Origin of the sequence: Pseudomonas paraglycinae (assembly GCF_021601625.1) — a bacterium.
In the GTDB taxonomy this organism is placed as follows: domain Bacteria; phylum Pseudomonadota; class Gammaproteobacteria; order Pseudomonadales; family Pseudomonadaceae; genus Aquipseudomonas; species Aquipseudomonas paraglycinae.
In genome coordinates, this window is sequence record NZ_BQHR01000006.1 from 136,516 (window position 1) to 158,522 (window position 22,007).

19 protein-coding genes are annotated in these 22,007 nt (G+C 60.2%); all 19 read left to right on the forward strand.

The window, feature by feature from the left end:
* The first annotated feature begins 33 nt into the window (after positions 1-33).
* Positions 34-1,209: a ribosomal protein uL16 3-hydroxylase gene (locus L6D82_RS11070; RefSeq protein WP_007951451.1), complete on the forward strand. Its 1,176-nt coding sequence runs from the start codon at positions 34-36 to the stop codon at positions 1,207-1,209.
* Positions 1,202-1,627 (forward strand): GNAT family N-acetyltransferase, encoded by a 426-nt coding sequence (locus L6D82_RS11075; RefSeq protein WP_007951452.1) that lies wholly within the window; start codon positions 1,202-1,204, stop codon positions 1,625-1,627. The genes L6D82_RS11070 and L6D82_RS11075 overlap by 8 nt, the downstream gene beginning before the upstream one ends.
* A 242-nt stretch (positions 1,628-1,869) precedes the next feature.
* On the forward strand, positions 1,870-2,622 hold the full coding sequence (locus tag L6D82_RS11080) for a secretin N-terminal domain-containing protein (protein ID WP_007951453.1): 753 nt from the start codon (positions 1,870-1,872) through the stop codon (positions 2,620-2,622).
* Positions 2,623-3,098: 476 nt separating this feature from the next.
* Positions 3,099-4,424, forward strand: coding sequence for an isocitrate lyase (gene aceA / locus L6D82_RS11085; RefSeq protein WP_011334956.1), 1,326 nt, complete (start codon positions 3,099-3,101; stop codon positions 4,422-4,424).
* A gap of 547 nt (positions 4,425-4,971) precedes the next feature.
* On the forward strand, positions 4,972-5,385 hold the full coding sequence (locus L6D82_RS11090; RefSeq protein ID WP_003223812.1) for an NADH-quinone oxidoreductase subunit A: 414 nt from the start codon (positions 4,972-4,974) through the stop codon (positions 5,383-5,385).
* Positions 5,386-5,395: 10 nt separating this feature from the next.
* Positions 5,396-6,070, forward strand: a complete 675-nt coding sequence (locus L6D82_RS11095; protein WP_007951456.1) for a NuoB/complex I 20 kDa subunit family protein — start codon at positions 5,396-5,398, stop codon at positions 6,068-6,070.
* A gap of 69 nt (positions 6,071-6,139) precedes the next feature.
* Positions 6,140-7,924 (forward strand): NADH-quinone oxidoreductase subunit C/D, encoded by a 1,785-nt coding sequence (gene nuoC / locus L6D82_RS11100; RefSeq protein ID WP_179694430.1) that lies wholly within the window; start codon positions 6,140-6,142, stop codon positions 7,922-7,924.
* Positions 7,925-7,926: 2 nt separating this feature from the next.
* The gene (gene nuoE / locus L6D82_RS11105; protein WP_003223804.1) at positions 7,927-8,424 is read left to right on the forward strand and encodes an NADH-quinone oxidoreductase subunit NuoE; all 498 of its coding nucleotides are present in this window, start codon (positions 7,927-7,929) and stop codon (positions 8,422-8,424) included.
* Entirely contained in the window at positions 8,421-9,776 is a 1,356-nt protein-coding gene (gene nuoF, locus L6D82_RS11110; RefSeq protein WP_085745980.1) for an NADH-quinone oxidoreductase subunit NuoF, read from the forward strand. The genes nuoE and nuoF overlap by 4 nt, the downstream gene beginning before the upstream one ends.
* A 137-nt stretch (positions 9,777-9,913) precedes the next feature.
* Entirely contained in the window at positions 9,914-12,628 is a 2,715-nt protein-coding gene (gene nuoG / locus L6D82_RS11115) for an NADH-quinone oxidoreductase subunit NuoG (RefSeq protein WP_102687966.1), read from the forward strand.
* Positions 12,625-13,632: an NADH-quinone oxidoreductase subunit NuoH gene (gene nuoH, locus L6D82_RS11120; protein ID WP_007951460.1), complete on the forward strand. Its 1,008-nt coding sequence runs from the start codon at positions 12,625-12,627 to the stop codon at positions 13,630-13,632. Before nuoG ends, nuoH begins: the two co-directional genes overlap by 4 nt.
* Before the next feature lie 11 nt (positions 13,633-13,643).
* Positions 13,644-14,192 (forward strand): NADH-quinone oxidoreductase subunit NuoI, encoded by a 549-nt coding sequence (nuoI, locus tag L6D82_RS11125; protein WP_007951461.1) that lies wholly within the window; start codon positions 13,644-13,646, stop codon positions 14,190-14,192.
* Between the two features lie 9 nt (positions 14,193-14,201).
* Positions 14,202-14,702, forward strand: a complete 501-nt coding sequence (gene nuoJ / locus L6D82_RS11130) for an NADH-quinone oxidoreductase subunit J (protein WP_007951462.1) — start codon at positions 14,202-14,204, stop codon at positions 14,700-14,702.
* Between the two features lie 3 nt (positions 14,703-14,705).
* On the forward strand, positions 14,706-15,014 hold the full coding sequence (gene nuoK / locus L6D82_RS11135; RefSeq protein WP_003180046.1) for an NADH-quinone oxidoreductase subunit NuoK: 309 nt from the start codon (positions 14,706-14,708) through the stop codon (positions 15,012-15,014).
* Positions 15,011-16,864 carry an NADH-quinone oxidoreductase subunit L gene (nuoL, locus tag L6D82_RS11140; protein WP_085612666.1) on the forward strand — a complete coding sequence of 618 codons (1,854 nt, stop codon included), beginning with the start codon at positions 15,011-15,013 and terminating at the stop codon, positions 16,862-16,864. Before nuoK ends, nuoL begins: the two co-directional genes overlap by 4 nt.
* Before the next feature lie 39 nt (positions 16,865-16,903).
* Positions 16,904-18,436, forward strand: coding sequence for an NADH-quinone oxidoreductase subunit M (gene nuoM, locus L6D82_RS11145; RefSeq protein ID WP_011334963.1), 1,533 nt, complete (start codon positions 16,904-16,906; stop codon positions 18,434-18,436).
* A gap of 7 nt (positions 18,437-18,443) precedes the next feature.
* The gene (nuoN, locus tag L6D82_RS11150; RefSeq protein ID WP_011334964.1) at positions 18,444-19,907 is read left to right on the forward strand and encodes an NADH-quinone oxidoreductase subunit NuoN; all 1,464 of its coding nucleotides are present in this window, start codon (positions 18,444-18,446) and stop codon (positions 19,905-19,907) included.
* Positions 19,908-20,100: 193 nt separating this feature from the next.
* Positions 20,101-20,286 (forward strand): hypothetical protein, encoded by a 186-nt coding sequence (locus tag L6D82_RS11155; RefSeq protein WP_102687963.1) that lies wholly within the window; start codon positions 20,101-20,103, stop codon positions 20,284-20,286.
* 215 nt (positions 20,287-20,501) lie between these two features.
* Positions 20,502-21,827, forward strand: a complete 1,326-nt coding sequence (locus tag L6D82_RS11160; RefSeq protein ID WP_236189032.1) for an OprD family porin — start codon at positions 20,502-20,504, stop codon at positions 21,825-21,827.
* Positions 21,828-22,007: the final 180 nt, after the last annotated feature.

Genomic DNA, 22,007 nt, shown 5'->3' on the forward strand with positions numbered 1-22,007 from the left:
GTCTGAAAAATGCTTTTTTTCAATAGGTTACATATGAATCCCGATATTCCTCTTCAACTTCTGGGTGGTCTTACGGCGCGCGAATTCATGCGCGACTACTGGCAGAAAAAACCACTGCTGATCCGTCAGGCGATTCCTGATTTCGAAAGCCCGATCGACGCCGACGAACTCGCCGGCCTGGCCCTGGAAGAAGAAGTCGAATCGCGCCTGGTGATCGAGCACGGCGAGCGCCCTTGGGAACTGCGTCGCGGCCCGTTCGCCGAAGACGAATTCAGCAAACTGCCGGAGCGCGAGTGGACCCTGCTGGTGCAGGCGGTCGATCAGTTCGTGCCGGAAGTCAGCGAGCTGCTGGAAAACTTCCGCTTCCTGCCGAGCTGGCGCGTCGACGACGTGATGATCAGCTTCGCCGCTCCGGGTGGCAGCGTCGGTCCGCACTTCGACAACTACGACGTGTTCCTGCTGCAAGGCCACGGCAAGCGCAACTGGAAAATCGGCCAGATGTGCGACTCCGAAAGCCCGCTGCTGCAACACGCGGATCTGCGCATCCTCGCCGAATTCCACGAGACCGAAGAGTGGGTCCTGGAGCCGGGCGACATGCTCTACCTGCCGCCGCGCCTGGCTCACTGCGGCGTTGCCGTCGATGACTGCATGACCTACTCGGTCGGCTTTCGCGCACCGAGCGCCGCTGAAGTGCTGACCCACTTCACCGACTTCCTCAGCCAGTTCCTGACTGACGAAGAGCGCTACACCGACGCCGACGCCAAGCCGGTCAGCGATGATCCACATCAGATCCAGCACGATGCACTCGGCCGCCTGAAAGCGCTGCTCGCCGAACACATGAGCGACGAACGCCTGCTGCTGACCTGGTTCGGCCAGTACATGACCGAGCCGCGTTATCCAGAGCTGGTGGTCGGCCCGGAAGAAGTCGAGGAAGAAGACCTCCTCGGCGCGCTCGAAGACGGTGCCATCCTGATCCGCAACCCGAGCGCGCGTCTGGCGTGGTCGGACGTCGATGACGATCTGCTGCTGTTCGCCAGCGGTCAGAGCCGTTACCTGCCGGGCAAGCTGCGCGAACTGCTGAAGCTGATCTGCTCCGCCGACGCCCTGCACACAGACAACCTCGGTGACTGGCTGAGCGACGAAGACGGTCGCGGCCTGCTGTGCGAACTGGTCAAACAGGGAAGCCTGGGGTTCGCCGACGATGAATAAGATTCGCGTACGTGTTGCAGACTGGCAAAAGGACAACGCCGAGATCCGCCGCATTCGCGAAACGGTGTTCATTGCCGAACAATCGGTTCCACCCGAGCTTGAGTGGGACGCTGATGACGCCACGGCGGTGCATTTCCTGGCTTTCGAAGGCGACTTTCCGATCGGCACCGCCCGCCTCTTGCCCGACGGGCATGTCGGCCGGGTTTCGGTGCTGAAAGACTGGCGCGGCCTGAAGGTCGGCGATGCGCTGATGCAAGCGGTGATTGCCGAAGCGGAAGCACGCGGCCTGAAGCAGCAGATGCTCAGCGCCCAGGTACAGGCCACGGCGTTCTATGAGCGCCTCGGTTTCAACCTGGTCAGCGAGGAATTCCTCGAAGCCGGGATTCCGCATGTCGATATGGTTCGTCACTCAGCTTAAGACCGAGGCGCCGATCGTTCCCACGCTCTGCGTGGGAATGCCTCTCGGGACGCTCCGCGTCCCTTGCGGCATGTGACGCAGAGCGTCACTGGCTGCATTCCCACGCGGAGCGTGGGAACGATCACGTAAAACGCCCCGCCATCCGACGATGCCGGGGCGTTTTGCTGTCTAGGATTCAACTTGCCCCACCCCGGGCCGACAAACTGGCAATATCAAGCCTTTCGAAAGCGGAGATAACGGACATGTCCCTACGCACCCTGCTCACCACCCTGCTGCTCGGCTGCAGTTTTTCGGTGATGGCAGCCACAGAAATCGTGCCCCTCAAATACCACACCAGCGCCGACATGCTGCCGGTGGCTCAAGACTTCATCGGCAAGGACGGCCAGGTCAGCGCCTATGGCAACCAACTGATCGTCAAGGCTGAACCCGGCAAGATCGAAGAACTCAAGGACCTGCTCTCGCAACTCGACACCGCGCCCAAGCGCCTGCTGATCACGGTCGACACCAACGAAAACAACGGTCGTGGCGATGAAGGCTATTCGGTCAATGGCGCGCAAACCCGCATCATCAGTCGCAGCACTGCCAGCCGTGACGGCGGCATTCAGCAGATCCAGGCCAGCGAAGGCGCACCGGCGCTGATCCAGGTTGGCCAAAGCGTGCCGATCACCAGCAGCCAGACCAACTCCTACGGCGATTACAGCAGCCAGACTCAATATCGCAACGTCACCCAGGGGTTTTATGTCACCGCAAGCGTCACCGGCGAAACCGTTCACCTGGCCATCAGTACCAACCGTGACCGCATGAGCCAGGAACGTCCCGATGTAGTGAACGTGCAAAGCACCGACACAACTGTCACCGGACGCCTGGGCGAGTGGATCACCCTCGCTGGCGTAAATCGCCAGACTCAGGCCGACAAACAGGGCCTGGCCCGCAGCTACTCGACTCAAGGCCGGGATGACATGACGTTGCGGGTGAAAGTCGACACGTTGGACTAAAGCACCGAAAACTGACTGATTAGTCGTATTAGACGAAAGATGTAGTGCTTGAAAAAAAGCACTACAAAACGTTTGACGAGCCAAAAAAGCGAAGGCATGATGGCCTCGCTCCCGCTAATCAGAGGCCCTGGCAAGGGCCTTCGAAGCGATGCTCGCAACCATCCCCGCGAGCCGTTTCGTGTCTGTACCGCCCACAAGGTGTGTTTGACGAGGTTGCCGACTGGAACGAAGTTGTCCCGAGGGACGGAAGCGTAATTAGGTAACCCGGCTTTACACTGTAGTTCGTATAAAGGCCCACGACGCCCGAATGCGCCCGCCAGTTCGCCTTTACCTGCTCACTTCCCCTCGAGCCCATCGTTCATCCCGTCGCCTGCCCCGCCGAACCCGACCTGACCACCTAAGCTTCTGGTCAGCGAGCGCAAGGAATTTTCCACCGCAGAACAACTTTTCATAAAGACGCGACGAGGTTTATCTCCATGGCACTGACACGCGAACAGCAAATTGCAGCCCTTGAAAAAGACTGGGCTGAAAACCCGCGCTGGAAAGGCGTGACTCGCAATTACTCCGCTGCTGACGTCGTCCGTCTGCGTGGCTCGGTTCAACCAGAGCACACCTTTGCAAAAATGGGCGCCGAAAAACTGTGGAACCTGGTCACCCAGGGTGCCAAGCCGTCCTTCCGCCCAGAGAAAGATTTCGTCAACTGCATGGGCGCCCTGACCGGCGGCCAGGCTGTGCAACAGGTCAAAGCCGGTATCCAGGCGATCTACCTGTCGGGCTGGCAAGTCGCTGCGGATAACAACTCCGCCGAATCGATGTACCCGGACCAGTCGCTGTACCCGGTGGACTCGGTGCCAACCGTGGTCAAGCGCATCAACAACTCGTTCCGTCGTGCCGACCAGATCCAGTGGAAAGCCGGCAAGAACCCGGGCGACGAAGGCTACATCGACTACTTCGCGCCAATCGTGGCTGACGCCGAAGCCGGCTTCGGCGGCGTACTGAACGCCTACGAGCTGATGAAGAGCATGATCGAAGCAGGCGCCGCCGGCGTTCACTTCGAAGACCAGCTGGCCTCCGTGAAGAAATGCGGCCACATGGGCGGCAAGGTTCTGGTTCCAACCCAGGAAGCCGTACAGAAGCTGACCGCTGCTCGTCTGGCTGCCGACGTTGCCGGTGTACCGACCATCATCCTGGCCCGTACCGACGCCAACGCTGCCGACCTGCTGACTTCCGACTGCGACCCGTACGACCAGCCGTTCGTGACTGGCACCCGTACTCAGGAAGGTTTCTACAAGGTTCGTGCAGGCCTGGACCAGGCAATCGCCCGCGGCCTGGCCTACGCGCCGTACGCCGACCTGATCTGGTGCGAAACCGCCAAGCCGGACCTGGACGAAGCCCGTCGTTTCGCTGAAGCGATCAAAAAGGAATATCCGGACCAGATCCTGTCGTACAACTGCTCGCCTTCCTTCAACTGGAAGAAAAACCTGGACGACGCGACCATCGCCAAGTTCCAGCGCGAACTGTCCGCCATGGGTTACAAGCACCAGTTCATCACCCTGGCCGGCATTCACAACATGTGGCACAGCATGTTCAACCTGGCGCACGACTACGCCCGCAACGACATGACTGCCTACGTGAAGCTGCAAGAGCAGGAATTCGCTGACGCCGCCAAGGGTTATACCTTCGTGGCTCACCAGCAGGAAGTGGGCACTGGCTACTTCGACGACATGACCACCGTGATCCAGGGCGGCACGTCCTCGGTGACCGCGCTGACCGGTTCGACCGAAGAAGAACAGTTCCACTGATCGACTTCGCCTGAGCGAACGGCCTTTGCGGACCGTATAGAAAGCTAACCGCATTGCCGAAAAACTGACGCCCCGACTGGTTCGGGGCGTTTTTTTTGCCTGCGGTTTTCCGAGCGCCTCAGGAATTGGCACAACCTGTCAGGCAAAACATTGATCCAGAGCGGTATCCGCATCGCAAAAATCGGCTAAAACGGGCGCCGCCGCTACTTGCAGTAACGCGCATATAAGACAACTTCCCAACTACTGACCCGTTAAACAGTTACCAAACCACTCCAAACGATATCAATTATCATTTAGCGACAACTATGTTCGTTACATTTCCTACAAAACATAATTCGTGAAATCCCGGCTAATGCCCGCAACGCATGGGCTGCGGGCCCTTCGAGGTGCGCTATGTCCTTATTCCAATAAATAATTTCGCTATAGGAATTTTACTTGCAGGGTGTTTAGCCATAAAATCAGCGCGATTGATTGCTGCGACATATCGTCACTGCCTTATTTCTTTATCAAGCTCAGAGACCTTTGCTCTCTGTTAAGGATTTCCAGCATGCCCGAAGCGACAGGACTCATGGCCCACAACTGGGGCTTTGCCATTTTCCTTCTGGGTGTAGTCGGCCTGTGTGCCTTCATGCTCGGCGTCTCCAGCCTCCTCGGGTCAAAAGCCTGGGGCCGCAGCAAAAACGAACCGTTCGAGTCCGGCATGCTACCTACCGGTGGCGCCCGCTTGCGGCTCTCAGCCAAATTCTATCTGGTCGCGATGCTGTTCGTGATCTTCGATATCGAAGCCCTCTTTCTCTTTGCATGGTCTGTGTCCGTCCGCGAAAGCGGCTGGACCGGATTCGTCGAAGCTCTCGTTTTCATAGCAATTCTGTTGGCAGGTCTTGTCTACCTGTTCCGAGTGGGCGCCCTTGACTGGGCTCCGGAAGCTCGTCGCAAGCGGCAGGCGAAGCTGAAACAATGAGGCTTTGGCAATGCAATACAATCTCACCAGAATCGACCCCGATGCTCCTAACGAGCAGTATCCGATCGGCCAGCGGGAAACCGTTTCCGATCCGTTAGAGGATCAAGTCCACAAAAACATTTTCATGGGCAAGCTGGAAGACGTGCTGAGTGGCGCGGTCAACTGGGGACGTAAGAACTCCCTGTGGCCGTACAACTTCGGTCTGTCGTGCTGCTACGTGGAAATGACCACCGCCTTCACGGCGCCCCACGACATCGCGCGCTTCGGCGCCGAAGTTATCCGGGCATCACCGCGTCAGGCCGACTTCATGGTTATCGCCGGGACCTGCTTCATCAAGATGGCGCCGATCATTCAGCGCCTGTACGAGCAGATGCTCGAGCCCAAGTGGGTGATCTCGATGGGTTCGTGCGCCAACTCCGGCGGCATGTACGACATCTACTCCGTGGTTCAGGGGGTGGACAAGTTCCTGCCCGTTGACGTCTACGTACCTGGCTGCCCGCCCCGTCCAGAAGCATTTCTGCAAGGCTTGATGCTGTTGCAGGAATCCATTGGCCAGGAGCGTCGCCCACTTTCCTGGGTCGTTGGCGATCAAGGCGTTTATCGCGCCGACATGCCTTCGCAGAAGGAACAGCGCCGCGAACAGCGAATCGCAGTCACCAACCTGCGCAGCCCTGACGAAGTCTGATCCAGTCTGTTTCAAAGAAACGAGAAGCTGGCTTCATTCTTTACGTTGACCGAAAGCGAAAAAATAACCATGACTACAGGCAGTGCTCTGTACATCCCGCCTTATAAGGCAGACGACCAGGATGTGGTCGTCGAACTGAACAACCGTTTTGGCGCCGAAGCGTTCACCGCTCAGCCGACCCGCACCGGCATGCCGGTGCTGTGGGTGGCTCGCGCCAGACTCGTCGAAGTCCTGACCTTCCTGCGCAACCTGCCCAAGCCGTACGTCATGCTCTATGACCTGCACGGCGTGGACGAGCGTCTGCGCACCAAGCGTCAAGGGCTGCCGAGCGGTGCCGATTTCACCGTGTTCTATCACCTCATGTCGCTGGAACGTAATAGTGACGTGATGATCAAGGTCGCCTTGTCCGAGAGCGACCTCAGCTTGCCGACCGTCACCAGCATCTGGCCGAACGCCAACTGGTACGAGCGTGAAGTCTGGGACATGTACGGCATCGACTTCAAAGGTCACCCGCACCTGTCGCGCATCATGATGCCGCCGACCTGGGAAGGTCACCCGCTGCGCAAGGACTTCCCGGCGCGCGCCACCGAATTCGATCCGTTCAGCCTGAACCTGGCCAAGCAACAGCTTGAGGAAGAAGCCGCGCGTTTCCGTCCTGAAGACTGGGGCATGAAGCGTTCCGGGGCGAACGAGGACTACATGTTCCTCAACCTGGGCCCGAACCATCCTTCGGCTCACGGTGCGTTCCGCATCATCCTGCAACTGGACGGTGAAGAGATCGTCGACTGCGTTCCGGACATCGGTTACCACCACCGTGGTGCCGAGAAGATGGCCGAGCGTCAGTCCTGGCACAGCTTCATTCCTTACACCGACCGTATCGACTACCTCGGCGGCGTGATGAACAACCTGCCGTACGTGCTCTCGGTCGAGAAGCTGGCCGGCATCAAGGTGCCAGAGAAGGTCGACGTCATCCGCATCATGATGGCCGAGTTCTTCCGGATCACCAGCCACCTGCTGTTCCTGGGTACCTACATCCAGGACGTCGGCGCCATGACTCCGGTGTTCTTCACCTTCACCGACCGCCAGAAGGCGTACACGGTGATCGAAGCCATCACCGGTTTCCGTCTGCACCCGGCCTGGTACCGCATCGGTGGCGTCGCCCACGACCTGCCGCGCGGCTGGGAAAAACTGGTGAAAGACTTCGTTGAATGGCTGCCAAAGCGCCTCGACGAATACACCAAGGCCGCCCTGCAGAACAGCATCCTCAAGGGTCGTACCATCGGCGTTGCCCAGTACAACACCAAAGAGGCCCTGGAATGGGGCGTCACCGGTGCCGGCCTGCGTTCCACGGGTTGCGATTTCGACCTGCGTAAAGCGCGTCCGTACTCCGGCTACGAGAACTTCGAGTTCGAAGTACCGCTGGCTGCCAACGGCGATGCCTACGACCGCTGCATGGTTCGCGTCGAAGAGATGCGCCAGAGCGTCAAGATCATCGACCAGTGCCTGCGCAACATGCCGGAAGGCCCGTACAAGGCGGATCACCCGCTGACCACGCCGCCGCCGAAAGAGCGCACGCTGCAGCACATCGAAACCCTGATCACGCACTTCCTGCAGGTTTCGTGGGGCCCGGTCATGCCGGCCAACGAATCCTTCCAGATGATCGAAGCGACCAAGGGCATCAACAGTTATTACCTGACGAGCGACGGCGGCACCATGAGCTACCGTACCCGGATCCGTACTCCGAGCTTCCCGCATCTGCAACAGATCCCTTCGGTGATCAAAGGCAGCATGGTCGCGGACCTGATTGCGTACCTGGGTAGTATCGATTTCGTTATGGCCGACGTGGACCGCTAAGCATGAACAGCACGCTTATCCAGACAGACCGTTTCACCTTGAGTGAAACCGAGCGCTCGGCCATCGAGCACGAGCTGCATCACTACGAAGATCCGCGCGCGGCGTCGATCGAAGCCCTGAAGATCGTTCAGAAGGAACGCGGCTGGGTGCCGGACGGCGCTCTGTACGCCATCGGCGAGATCCTCGGCATTCCGGCCAGCGACGTTGAAGGCGTGGCCACGTTCTACAGCCAGATCTTCCGTCAGCCGGTCGGCCGTCACATCATTCGCGTCTGCGACAGCATGGTCTGCTACATCGGCGGCCACGAGTCGGTGGTCAGCGAAATCCAGAACAACCTGGGTATCGGCCTGGGTCAGACCACCGCCGACGGTCGTTTCACCCTGCTGCCGGTCTGCTGCCTCGGCAACTGCGACAAGGCACCGGCGCTGATGATCGATGACGACACCTTTGGCGATGTCCAGCCTGCCGGCGTCGCCAAACTGCTCGAGGGCTACGTATGACCCTGACTTCTTTCGGCCCGGCCAACCGCATCCAGCGTTCGGCCGAGACTCACCCGCTGACCTGGCGCCTGCGTGACGACGGCGAAGCCGTGTGGCTCGACGAGTACCAGGCCAAGAACGGTTACGCCGCTGCGCGCAAGGCCTTCGCCGACATGGATCAGGACGCCATCGTCCAGACCGTGAAAGACGCCGGCCTCAAAGGTCGCGGCGGTGCAGGCTTCCCCACTGGCGTGAAGTGGGGCCTGATGCCAAAGGACGAATCCATCAACATCCGCTACCTGCTGTGCAACGCGGATGAAATGGAGCCGAACACCTGGAAAGACCGCATGCTGATGGAGCAACTGCCCCATCTGCTGATCGAAGGCATGCTGATCAGCGCCCGCGCGCTGAAAACCTACCGTGGCTACATCTTCCTGCGTGGCGAGTACACCACCGCTGCCAAGCACCTGAACCGTGCCGTGGAAGAAGCCAAGGCTGCCGGCCTGCTGGGCAAGAACATCCTGGGCAGCGGCTTCGATTTCGAGCTGTTCGTCCACACCGGCGCCGGGCGTTACATCTGTGGTGAAGAAACCGCACTGATCAACTCCCTCGAAGGTCGCCGCGCCAACCCGCGCTCCAAACCGCCCTTCCCTGCCGCCGTTGGCGTGTGGGGCAAGCCGACCTGCGTGAACAACGTTGAAACCCTGTGCAACGTGCCGGCGATCATCGCCGACGGCGTGGACTGGTACAAATCGTTGGCCCGCGACGGCAGCGAAGACATGGGCACCAAGCTCATGGGCTTCTCCGGCAAGGTCAAGAACCCTGGTCTGTGGGAACTGCCATTCGGCGTGACCGGTCGCGAGCTGTTCGAAGACTACGCCGGCGGCATGCGCGACGGCTTCAAGCTGAAAGCCTGGCAGCCAGGCGGCGCCGGTACCGGTTTCCTGTTGCCGGAACACCTCGACGCACAAATGTACGCCGGCGGCATCGCCAAAGTGGGCACCCGTATGGGTACCGGCCTGGCCATGGCGGTGGACGACAGCGTCAACATGGTGTCCCTGCTGCGCAACATGGAGCAGTTCTTCGCTCGCGAATCCTGCGGCTTCTGCACCCCGTGCCGTGATGGTTTGCCATGGAGCGTCAAGCTCTTGATGGCGATCGAACAAGGTCGCGGCCAGCCAGGCGACATCGAGACCCTGCTGGGTCTGGTCAACTTCCTCGGCCCGGGCAAGACCTTCTGTGCTCACGCACCGGGTGCCGTGGAGCCGTTGGGCAGTGCCATCAAATACTTCCGTCCAGAGTTCGAAGCCGGTATCGCGCCTGCAAGCGCCACCGTCCCGCCTCTGGCGAAGCCGATCGTAGTCGGCGCGTAAACGCTTAGAAAAGGCGAAGGGTCCGTGCCCTTCGCCTTTCGTCCGATGACGCCTTTCGGGGCTGACTGGATTCGGACGGATAACAAGATTCCATTAGCCACGCCCGCTGACACCGGGCCAACGAAGACCTTTGAACCATGGCCACTATCCACGTAGACGGCAAAGCGCTCGAAGTCGACGGGGCAGACAACCTGTTACAGGCATGTCTGTCGCTGGGCCTCGACATCCCTTATTTCTGCTGGCACCCCGCGCTTGGTAGCGTCGGGGCCTGCCGCCAGTGCGCGGTCAAGCAGTACACCGACGAGAACGACACCCGTGGTCGCATCGTCATGTCCTGCATGACCCCTGCCACCGACAACACTTGGATCTCCATCGACGATGAAGAATCCAAGGCGTTTCGCGCCAGTGTTGTTGAATGGCTGATGACCAACCACCCGCACGACTGCCCTGTGTGCGAGGAAGGCGGTCACTGCCACCTGCAAGACATGACCGTGATGACCGGCCACAACGAGCGCCGTTATCGCTTCACCAAACGTACCCACCAGAACCAGCAACTGGGCCCGTTCATTTCCCACGAAATGAACCGCTGCATCGCCTGCTACCGCTGCGTGCGTTTCTATAAGGATTACGCCGGCGGCACCGACCTCGGTGTATTTGGCGCCCACGACAACGTGTACTTCGGTCGCGTTGAAGACGGCACCCTCGAAAGCGAGTTCTCCGGCAACCTCACCGAGGTCTGCCCGACCGGTGTGTTCACCGACAAGACTCACTCCGAGCGCTACAACCGCAAGTGGGACATGCAGTTCTCGCCGAGCATCTGCCATGGCTGCTCGAGCGGTTGCAACATCTCCCCGGGCGAGCGTTACGGCGAACTGCGTCGCATCGAAAACCGTTACAACGGTTCGGTGAACCAGTACTTCCTGTGCGACCGTGGCCGTTTCGGTTATGGCTACGTCAACCGCACCGACCGTCCACGTCAGCCGCTGCTGGCCGACGGCACCAAGCTTGGCCTGGATGCTGCGCTGGACAAAGCCGCCGACCTGCTGCGCGGTCGCAACATCGTCGGTATCGGTTCGCCGCGTGCCAGCCTGGAAAGCAACTACGCGTTGCGTGAACTGGTAGGCGCCGAGCACTTCTACTCCGGTATCGAAGCCTCCGAGCTGGAACGCATCCGTCTGGTCCTGCAAGTGCTGAAAGACAGCCCGCTGCCAGTGCCGAACATGCGCGACATCGAAGACCACGACGCCGTGTTCGTCCTCGGTGAAGACCTGACCCAGACCGCTGCCCGCATGGCCCTGGCCCTGCGTCAGTCGGTAAAAGGCAAGGCCGAAGACATGGCCGAAGCCATGCGCGTCCAGCCTTGGCTCGACGCCGCCGTGAAGAACATCGGCCAGCACGAGCTGAACCCGCTGTTCATCGCCAGCCTGGCTGAAACCAAGCTCGACGATATCGCCGAAGAGTGTGTACACGCCGCTCCGGACGATCTGGCCCGCATCGGTTTCGCCGTGGCTCACGCCCTGGACGCCAGCGCCCCTGCCGTTGAAGGTCTGGATGCCGAAGCCCTGGAACTGGCCAAGCGCATCGCCGACGCACTGCTCGCGGCCAAGCGTCCACTGATCATCGCCGGTACTTCGCTGGGCTCCAAAGCCTTGATCGAAGCCGCTGCGAACATCGCCAAGGCCCTGAAGCTGCGCGAGAAGAACGGTTCGATCAGCCTGATCGTGCCGGAAGCCAACAGCCTCGGCCTGGCCATGCTCGGTGGCGAATCGGTTGATGCCGCCCTGCAAGCGGTCATCGACGGCAAGGCCGACGCCATCGTCGTGCTGGAAAACGATCTGTACACCCGTACCGCCAAGGCCAAGGTCGATACGGCACTGAACGCTGCGAAAGTGGTGATCGTTGCCGACCATCAGAAAACCGCCACCAGCGACCGTGCGCATCTGGTTCTGCCAGCCGCCAGCTTCGCTGAAGGCGACGGTACGCTGGTCAGCCAGGAAGGTCGCGCCCAGCGCTTCTTCCAGGTTTTCGACCCGCAATACATGGACGCGAGCATTCTGGTCCACGAAGGCTGGCGCTGGCTGCACGCCCTGCGCGCCACCCTGCTGAACCAGCCGATCGACTGGACGCAACTCGACCACGTGACCGCTGCCGTTGCTTCGAGCACCACGCAACTGGCCCGCATCGTCGACGCCGCGCCGTCCGCCTCGTTCCGCATCAAGGGTCTGAAACTGGCGCGTGAGCCGCTGCGTTACTCCGGTCGCACCGCGATGCGCGCCGACATCAGCGTTCACGAACCACGCACCCCGCAAGACAAGGACACCGCGTTCGCCTTCTCGATGGAAGGTTACTCGGGCTCCGCCGAACCGCGTCAGCAAGTGCCGTTCGCCTGGTCGCCGGGCTGGAACTCGCCGCAAGCCTGGAACAAGTTCCAGGACGAAGTCGGTGGTCACCTGCGCGCTGGCGATCCGGGCACCCGCCTGATCGAAAGCACTGGTGATTCGCTGAACTGGTTCGCCAGTGTTCCGCGCGCGTTCAACCCGGCCCAGGGCACCTGGCAAGCCGTGCCGTTCTACCACCTGTTCGGCAGCGACGAGAACTCGTCGAAAGCCGCTCCGGTCCAGGAACGCATCCCGGCCGCCTACGTTGCACTGGCCAAGTCCGAAGCGGACCGTCTGGGCGTCAACGACGGCGCATTGCTGAGCCTCAATGTTGCCGGCCAGACCCTGCGTCTGCCGCTGCGCATCAATGAAGAGCTGGGCGCTGGCCTGGTTGCACTGCCGGCCGGTCTGGCAGGCATTCCGCCGGCGATTTTCGGCCAAACCGTTGATGGTCTGCAGGAGGCAGCGCAATGACCTGGTTCACCCCTGAAGTGATCGATGTGATCCTGACGGTCATCAAGGCCATCGTGATCCTGCTGGCCGTGGTGGTCGCAGGCGCGTTGCTCAGCTTTGTCGAGCGTCGCCTGCTGGGCTGGTGGCAGGACCGTTACGGTCCGAACCGCGTGGGTCCGTTCGGCATGTTCCAGATCGCGGCCGACATGCTGAAGATGTTCTTCAAGGAAGACTGGACCCCGCCGTTTGCCGACAAGGTGATTTTCACCCTGGCACCGGTCGTGGCCATGTCCGCCCTGCTGATCGCTTTCGCGATCATCCCGATCACCCCGACCTGGGGCGTGGCGGATCTGAACATCGGCCTGCTGTTCTTCTTCGCCATGGCCGGTCTGTCGGTCTACGCGGTGCTGTTCGCCGGCTGGTCGAGTAACAACAAGTTCGCCCTTCTCGGCAGCTTGCGTGCCTCGGCGCAGACCGTGTCCTACGAAGTGTTCATGGGCCTGGCTCTGATGGGCATCGTGGTGCAGGTCGGCTCGTTCAACATGCGCGACATCGTCGAGTACCAGGCGCAGAACCTGTGGTTCATCATTCCGCAGTTCTTCGGCTTCTGTACCTTCTTCATCGCTGGCGTGGCCGTGACTCACCGTCACCCGTTCGACCAGCCGGAAGCGGAACAGGAACTGGCCGACGGTTACCACATTGAATACGCCGGTATGAAATGGGGCATGTTCTTCGTCGGTGAATACATCGGCATCATCCTGATCTCGGCGCTGCTGGTCACCCTGTTCTTCGGTGGCTGGCACGGTCCGTTCGGCATCCTGCCGCAACTGTCCTTCGTCTGGTTCGCACTGAAGACCGCGTTCTTCATCATGCTGTTCATCCTGCTGCGCGCTTCCATCCCGCGTCCGCGTTATGACCAGGTGATGGATTTCAGCTGGAAATTCTGCCTGCCACTGACCCTGATCAATTTGCTGGTGACCGCTGCAATCGTGTTGTGGAACACGCCTGCGGTTGCGGTTCAGTGAGGATTTGACCCATGTTCAAATATATTGGCGACATCGTTAAGGGTACCGGTACCCAGTTGCGCAGCCTGGTCATGGTCTTCGGCCATGGCTTTCGCAAGCGCGACACCCTGCAATACCCGGAAGAGCCGGTCTACCTGCCACCACGCTACCGTGGTCGCATCGTCCTGACCCGTGACCCCGATGGCGAAGAACGCTGCGTAGCCTGCAACCTGTGCGCCGTGGCTTGCCCGGTGGGTTGCATCTCGCTGCAGAAAGCTGAAACCGAAGACGGTCGCTGGTACCCGGACTTCTTCCGTATCAACTTCTCGCGCTGCATTTTCTGCGGTCTCTGCGAGGAAGCCTGCCCGACCACCGCGATCCAGCTGACCCCGGATTTCGAGATGGCCGAGTTCAAACGTCAGGACCTGGTGTACGAGAAAGAAGATCTGCTGATCTCCGGCCCCGGCAAAAACCCTGATTACAACTTCTATCGTGTTGCAGGTATGGCCGTTGCGGGCAAGCCGAAAGGCGCCGCACAAAACGAAGCCGAGCCGATCAACGTGAAGAGCTTGCTGCCTTAAGGAAGAACGATGGAATTCGCTTTCTATTTCGCATCGGGTATCGCTGTTGTGTCCACATTGCGTGTGGTCACCAACACCAATCCTGTGCACGCCCTGCTCTACCTGATCATTTCGTTGATCGCCGTGGCCATGACCTTCTTCGCACTCGGCGCTCCGTTCGCCGGCGTGCTGGAAGTGATCGCCTACGCTGGCGCCATCATGGTGCTGTTCGTGTTCGTGGTGATGATGCTGAACCTGGGCCCGGCCTCGGTTCAGCAGGAACGCACCTGGCTCAAGCCCGGGATCTGGGCGGGGCCGGTGATTCTCGCCGCCCTGCTGCTGGCCGAACTGCTGTATGTGCTGTTCGCTCACCAGAGCGGTCAGGCCATCGGCCACACCACCGTCGATGCAAAAGCCGTGGGCATCAGCCTGTTCGGTCCGTATCTGCTGGTGGTCGAACTCGCCTCGATGCTGCTGCTCGCTGCAGCCGTCACGGCGTTCCATTTGGGCCGTAACGAGGCGAAGGAGTAAGACATGCCTGCTATCCCTCTCGAACATGGATTGGCCGTCGCCGGCATCCTGTTCTGCCTTGGTCTGGTCGGCCTGATGGTCCGCCGCAACATTTTGTTCGTGTTGATGAGTCTGGAAGTGATGATGAACGCCTCTGCACTGGCCTTCATCGTTGCGGGCGCCCGCTGGGCGCAACCGGATGGACAGATCATGTTCATCCTGGTGATCAGCCTTGCAGCCGCCGAAGCCAGTATTGGCCTGGCGATCCTGCTGCAACTGTATCGCCGCTTCCACACGCTCGATATCGACGCTGCCAGTGAGATGCGCGGATGAACCTACTCTTTCTGACTTTCGTATTCCCTCTGATCGGGTTCCTGTTGCTGTCGTTCTCGCGCGGCCGCTTCTCGGAAAACCTGTCGGCGCTGATCGGTGTCGGCTCCATCGGCCTGTCTGCCATCGTCGCGGCCTACGTGATCTGGCAATTCAACGTCGCGCCACCGGAAGGTGGCGTCTACACCCAGGTGCTGTGGCGCTGGATGTCGGTGGAAGGTTTCCAGCCTGACTTCGCGCTGTACCTGGATGGTCTGTCCGTGACCATGCTCGGTGTGGTCGTTGGTGTCGGCTTCCTGATCCACCTGTTTGCATCGTGGTACATGCGTGGCGAAGACGGTTACTCGCGCTTCTTCTCGTACACCAACCTGTTTATCGCCAGCATGCTGTTCCTGATCCTGGGCGATAACCTGCTGTTCATCTACTTCGGTTGGGAAGGCGTGGGCCTGTGCTCGTACCTGTTGATCGGCTTCTACTACAGCAACCGCAACAACGGTAACGCCGCACTCAAAGCCTTCATCGTCACCCGTATCGGCGACGTGTTCATGGCGATCGGCCTGTTCATCCTGTTCCAGCAACTGGGCACGCTGAACGTCCAGGAACTGCTGGTGAAGGCGCCTGAGCACTTCAAGGTCGGCGATTTCTGGATCGTGCTGGCGACCCTGATGCTCCTGGGCGGTGCGGTCGGTAAATCGGCTCAACTGCCGCTGCAGACCTGGCTTGCGGACGCGATGGCCGGCCCTACCCCGGTTTCGGCACTGATCCACGCCGCAACCATGGTGACTGCCGGTGTCTACCTGATCGCCCGTACCCACGGTCTGTTCGCCTTGGCGCCGGACATCCTGCATCTCGTGGGAATCGTCGGTGGTGTGACCCTGGTTCTGGCCGGTTTTGCAGCACTGGTGCAAACCGACATCAAACGTATCCTCGCCTACTCGACCATGAGCCAGATCGGCTACATGTTCCTGGCGCTGGGCGTTGGCGCCTGGGAAGGCGCGATCTTCCACCTGATGACCCACGCCTTCTTCAAGGCTCTGCTGTTCCTTGCTTCCGGTGCGGTGATCGTTGCCTGCCACCACGAGCAGAACATCTTCAAGATGGGCGGCCTGTGGAAGAAACTGCCGCTGGCCTACGCCAGCTTCATCGTCGGTGGTGCCGCTCTGGCCGCCCTGCCACTGGTGACTGCAGGTTTCTACTCCAAGGACGAAATCCTCTGGGAAGCGTTCGCCAGCGGCAACCACGGTCTGCTTTACGCAGGTCTGGTCGGCGCATTCATGACGTCGCTGTACACCTTCCGCCTGATCTTCATCGCGTTCCATGGTGAAGCCAAGACCGAAGCCCACGCCGGTCACGGCATCGCTCACTGGCTGCCGCTGTCGGTGCTGATCGTGCTGTCGACCTTCGTCGGCGCCATGATCGTTCCACCGCTGCACGGCGTACTGCCCGAGAGCGTTGGCCATGCCGGTGGCGAAGCCAAGCACAGTCTGGAAATCGCTTCGGGCGCCATCGCCCTGGCCGGTATCCTGCTGGCGGCCCTGCTGTTCCTCGGCAAGCGTCGCTTCGTGACCGCGATTGCCAACAGCGGCATCGGCCGTCTCCTTTCGGCCTGGTGGTTCGCTGCCTGGGGCTTCGACTGGATCTACGACAAACTGTTCGTGAAGCCGTACCTTGCGATCAGCCACATGCTGCGCAAAGACCCGCTCGACCAGACCATCGGTCTGATCCCGCGCATGGCCAAGGGTGGTCACACCGCCCTGAGCCGTACCGAAACCGGTCAACTGCGTTGGTACGCTGCTTCGATGGCTGCTGGTGCCGTGTTGGTCATCGGCGCTGTCGTGCTGGTAGCGGTCTGATATGAACCTTGCGAATTTGCGAAAGGAAACGAGCCCGTCATGATTCTGCCTTGGCTAATCCTGATCCCCTTCATCGGCGGCCTGCTGTGCTGGCTGGGTGAGCGCTTCGGCGCCACCCTCCCCCGCTGGATTGCGCTGTTGACCATGACCCTGGAACTCGCCCTCGGCCTCTGGCTGTGGGCCCACGGTGACTATTCATTTGCTCCGGCGCCTGGCGCCGATCCGACCTGGGCGCTTGAGTTCAAGCACGTCTGGATCCAGCGCTTCGGCATCAACGTGCACCTGGCCCTCGACGGCCTGTCGCTGCTGATGATCCTGCTGACCGGTCTGCTGGGTATCCTGTCGGTACTCTGCTCGTGGAAAGAGATTCAACGTCACGTTGGCTTCTTCCACCTGAACCTGATGTGGATCCTGGGCGGCGTTGTCGGCGTGTTCCTGGCCCTCGACCTGTTCATGTTCTTCTTCTTCTGGGAAATGATGCTGGTGCCGATGTACTTCCTCATCGCGCTCTGGGGTCACAGTTCTTCGGACGGCAAGAAAACCCGTATCTACGCCGCGACCAAGTTCTTCATCTTCACTCAGGCTTCCGGCCTGATCATGCTGGTGGCGATCCTCGGTCTGGTCCTGGTCAACTACAACAGCACCGGCGTGATCACCTTCAACTACGCCGATCTGTTGAAGACCAAGATGTCGATGACCACCGAGTACATTCTGATGCTCGGCTTCTTCATCGCCTTCGCGGTCAAGCTGCCAGTGGTTCCGTTTCACTCCTGGCTGCCTGACGCTCACGCCCAGGCGCCGACTGCAGGTTCCGTCGACCTCGCCGGTATCTTGCTGAAAACCGCGGCCTACGGTCTGCTGCGTTTCGCCCTGCCGCTGTTCCCGAACGCCTCGGCCGAATTCGCGCCGATCGCCATGACCCTCGGTCTGATCGGGATCTTCTACGGTGCGTTCCTCGCTTTCGCGCAAACCGACATCAAGCGTCTGATCGCCTTCTCGTCCGTTTCCCACATGGGCTTCGTACTGATCGGCATCTACTCCGGCAGCCAACTGGCGCTGCAAGGTGCCGTGATCCAGATGCTGGCGCACGGTCTGTCGGCGGCGGCACTGTTTATCCTCAGCGGTCAGCTGTACGAGCGTCTGCATACTCGTGACATGCGTGAGATGGGCGGTCTGTGGTCGCGTATCGCTTACCTGCCGGCGATCAGCCTGTTCTTCGCAGCCGCCTCTCTGGGTCTGCCGGGTACCGGTAACTTCGTCGGCGAGTTCCTGATCCTGATCGGTACGTTCGCCAGTGCTCCATGGATCACCGCGATTGCCACCTCCGGTCTGGTGTTCGGTTCGGTCTACTCGCTGATCATGATCCACCGCGCTTACTTCGGTCCGTCCAAATCGGATTCGATCCTGCACGGCATGGACGGTCGCGAACTGATCATGGTGCTGGGCCTTGCGGTACTGCTGATTTACCTCGGCGTCTACCCGCAACCGTTCCTCGACACTTCTGCCGCCACGATGCATGGCGTGCAGCAGTGGCTCGGCACCGCCTTCACTCAACTCGCTTCGGCCCGGTAAGAGCGCTATGGAATTCACGATTCAACACTTTATTGCGCTTGCGCCACTGTTGATCACCAGCCTCACCATTATCGTGGTGATGCTGGCAATCGCCTGGCGCCGCAACCACTCGCAGACCTTCCTGATTTCGGTGGCAGGTCTGAACCTGGCCTTGCTGTCGATCCTGCCGGCCCTGAAAGTCGCGCCTCTGGCCGTGACCCCATTGCTGCAGATCGACACCTTTGCCTGCCTGTACATGGCGCTGATCCTGGTCGCCACCCTCGCTTGCGTCACCCTCGCCCACGCCTACCTCGGCGATGGCGGTTCGGGTTACCCGGGCAACCGTGAAGAACTGTACCTGCTGATCCTGATGGCCGCCGCCGGTGGCTTGGTTCTGGTCAGCGCGCAGCACCTGGCCGGCTTGTTCATCGGTCTGGAACTGCTGTCGGTGCCGGTCTACGGTCTGGTGGCCTACGCCTTCTTCAACAAGCGTTCGCTGGAAGCCGGCATCAAGTACATGGTGCTGTCGGCCGCCGGTTCCGCGTTCCTGCTGTTCGGTATGGCGCTGCTGTACGCAGACTCGGGTTCGCTGAGCTTCGTCGGTATCGGTCAGGCCCTGGCCGCGACCGGCTTGCCAAGCTCGCTGGCACAACTGGGCCTGGGCATGATGCTGATCGGTCTGGCGTTCAAGCTGTCGCTGGTACCGTTCCACTTGTGGACGCCGGACGTGTACGAAGGTGCTCCGGCACCGGTGGCCGCGTTCCTCGCCACCGCGTCGAAAGTGGCTGTGTTCGCGGTCATGGTTCGTCTGTTCCAAATCTCCCCTGCCGCAAGCAGTGGCGTACTGAGCAACGTGCTGACCATCATCGCCATCGCTTCGATCCTGTTCGGTAACCTGCTGGCCCTGACCCAGAGCAACCTCAAGCGTCTGCTCGGTTACTCCTCCATCGCGCACTTCGGCTACCTGCTGATCGCACTGGTGGCGAGCAAGGGTCTGGCGGTGGAAGCCATCGGCGTGTACCTGGTCACCTACGTGATCACCAGCCTCGGCGCCTTCGGCGTGATCACCCTGATGTCCTCGCCGTACAACGGCCGTGACGCAGACGCGCTGTACGAATACCGCGGCCTGTTCTGGCGCCGTCCGTACCTGACCGCCGTACTGACCGTGATGATGCTGTCCCTGGCCGGTATCCCGCTGACCGCTGGCTTCATCGGCAAGTTCTACATCATCGCTACCGGTGTCGAGTCGCACCAATGGTGGCTGGTAGGTTCCTTGGTACTGGGCAGCGCCATCGGCGTGTTCTACTACCTGCGCGTGATGGTCACCCTGTACCTGATCGAACCGAACCTGCGCCGCCACGACGCCCAACTGCACTGGGAACAGAAAGCAGGCGGCGTGATGCTGCTGGCGATCGCTGTGGTTGCGTTCTTCCTCGGCGTCTACCCACAACCGCTGCTGACCCTGGTTCAGCAATCGGGCCTGGCGGGCTGATCGCTCAGCGATAGTTGGCTAGAAACAGAAACGGCACCTTCGGGTGCCGTTTTTGTTTTTGTGGGATTTTGATTTTCAACGCCCTCCCCTTTTTAGGAATTTGCCTTCAAAACGATGAGCAACGGCTGACATCACGCAGTTGGCCTATGCCGTTAAATTCGAAAGTCACCCATCAAGTGGAGATCCAGAAACCATGAAGCGAGATATTTTTTCAGAGTTGATGGACGGCCTAAAGGCGTTAGCCGAAGAACGCAAAGACAAAGTCACCTTGAAAAAAACGCGCGCCCAACGGATCGGAACCATGAAGGGCCAACTCACACTTCCCAATGACATCGATACCTCTCTGCCAGAAGACGTGCTGGATAGCTTCGAACGGTAGAAACGAACATTTGCATACATGGAACGATCAGACCCACCCTGTGTGTGAGTTTCGCCCGCCTCACCTGACAAAATTGTAATTCCCCAATCACCTCCCCGTTATCTGCAGCCTGCAACGATGTCACCCGGCGACCATGCCGGCGGGCCCCTTGTCCGTCGAACAATAAAACCCACGCCGAAGCTCGTTCCCGTTCTGCCGAACCCAAGGAGTGATTGATGGTTAACAACACAAAAATATCGATGGCCGCTCTGGCAGTGGTCGTCGGCGCCGGGCCGTCCACGGTGTTTGCAGAAGAAAAACCCGAAGGGTTTATCGAAGGCAGCAGCCTGACGGTGCTCAACCGTAACCTTTACTTCAACCGTGATCACCGCAACGGTCAGTCCAGCCCTACCGGCAATGGATACTCCGAAGCCTGGGCCCACGGCATCATCGGCAAGTTCGAATCCGGTTTCACCCAGGGCACCGTCGGGGTCGGGGTGGATGCATTTGCGATGATCGGCCTGAAGCTCGACACCGGCGACGGCCGCAACGGTGGCCGCAGTTCGTTCGATGTGTTGCCGGTCAACAGCGACGGTGAAGCACGGGACGAATACACCAAGGTCGGCGGCGCCGCCAAAGTGCGGGCCTTCGATACGGTGGTGAAAGTCGGTGATGTGTTCCCGGCCAACCCGGTGGTCGCGGCAGGCGATTCACGATTGCTGCCGGAAAGCTTTCGCGGTGTGACGGCGACCAACACCAGCATCGAAGGTCTGTCGATCCAGGGCGGCTGGCTGCATGCGATGAGCCAACCGGTGTCCAGCGACCTGCGCGAAAACTTCGCGACCTTCTATGCCGGCCCGGTCAATTCGCCGTGGATCGCTTACGGCGGCGGCGATTATGCGCTGAACAAAAACCTGAGTTTCAGCCTTTACTCCAGCCGCCTCAAAGATGCCTGGAACCAGTACTACGCCGGCACCGCCTGGACATATCCGCTGTCGGATGACCTGTCGCTGTTCGGCGGCCTGAATTACTACAAGGCGGTCGACGAGGGCAAACAATTGCTCGGCGAGTTCGACAACAACATCTGGAGCGGCCGCGTCGGCGTGAAACTCGGCGCGCATTCCGTCGCCCTTTCCCACCAGCGCAACAACGGCAACGACGACTTCGACTACCTGCGCCAGTCCGACTCGATCTTCCTCGACAACTCGATCCAGTACAGCGACTTCAACTCGCCGAAAGAGCGTTCGTGGATGGTGCGCTACGACCTCGACATGACCCCCTACGGCGTGCCCGGCCTGTCGTTCATGACCCGTTATGCACGCGGCACCGACGCCGATTACTCCAACGCCAACGCCGTGTACATGCGCCGCGATGCCGACGGCAATCCACTGACCGACCAGAAGCGCTGGGAACGTGACATCGAAGTCAAATACGTGGTGCAGAGCGGTTCGATGAAAGACCTGTCGCTGCGCCTGCGCCAGGCCACGACCAGAGCCACGGCATTTGAGTCGGACCTGGATGAGGTACGGGTGATCGTCGAATACCCGCTGGCGATTCTCTGAGTTTCACGAGCAATGCCCATTCACCTTTAGAAGCTCCTTGCTCCTTTGGTAAGAGGTGAATCCTTTGGCGTCCTTCGGGGCGCTTTTTTTTGTTCCGCAAATAACAGATCGATTTCTTGACCGGACAAGCGGTCACCTGCCATCTTCGCCAGCGCTGAAAAACAAGAACAACGAGGGATC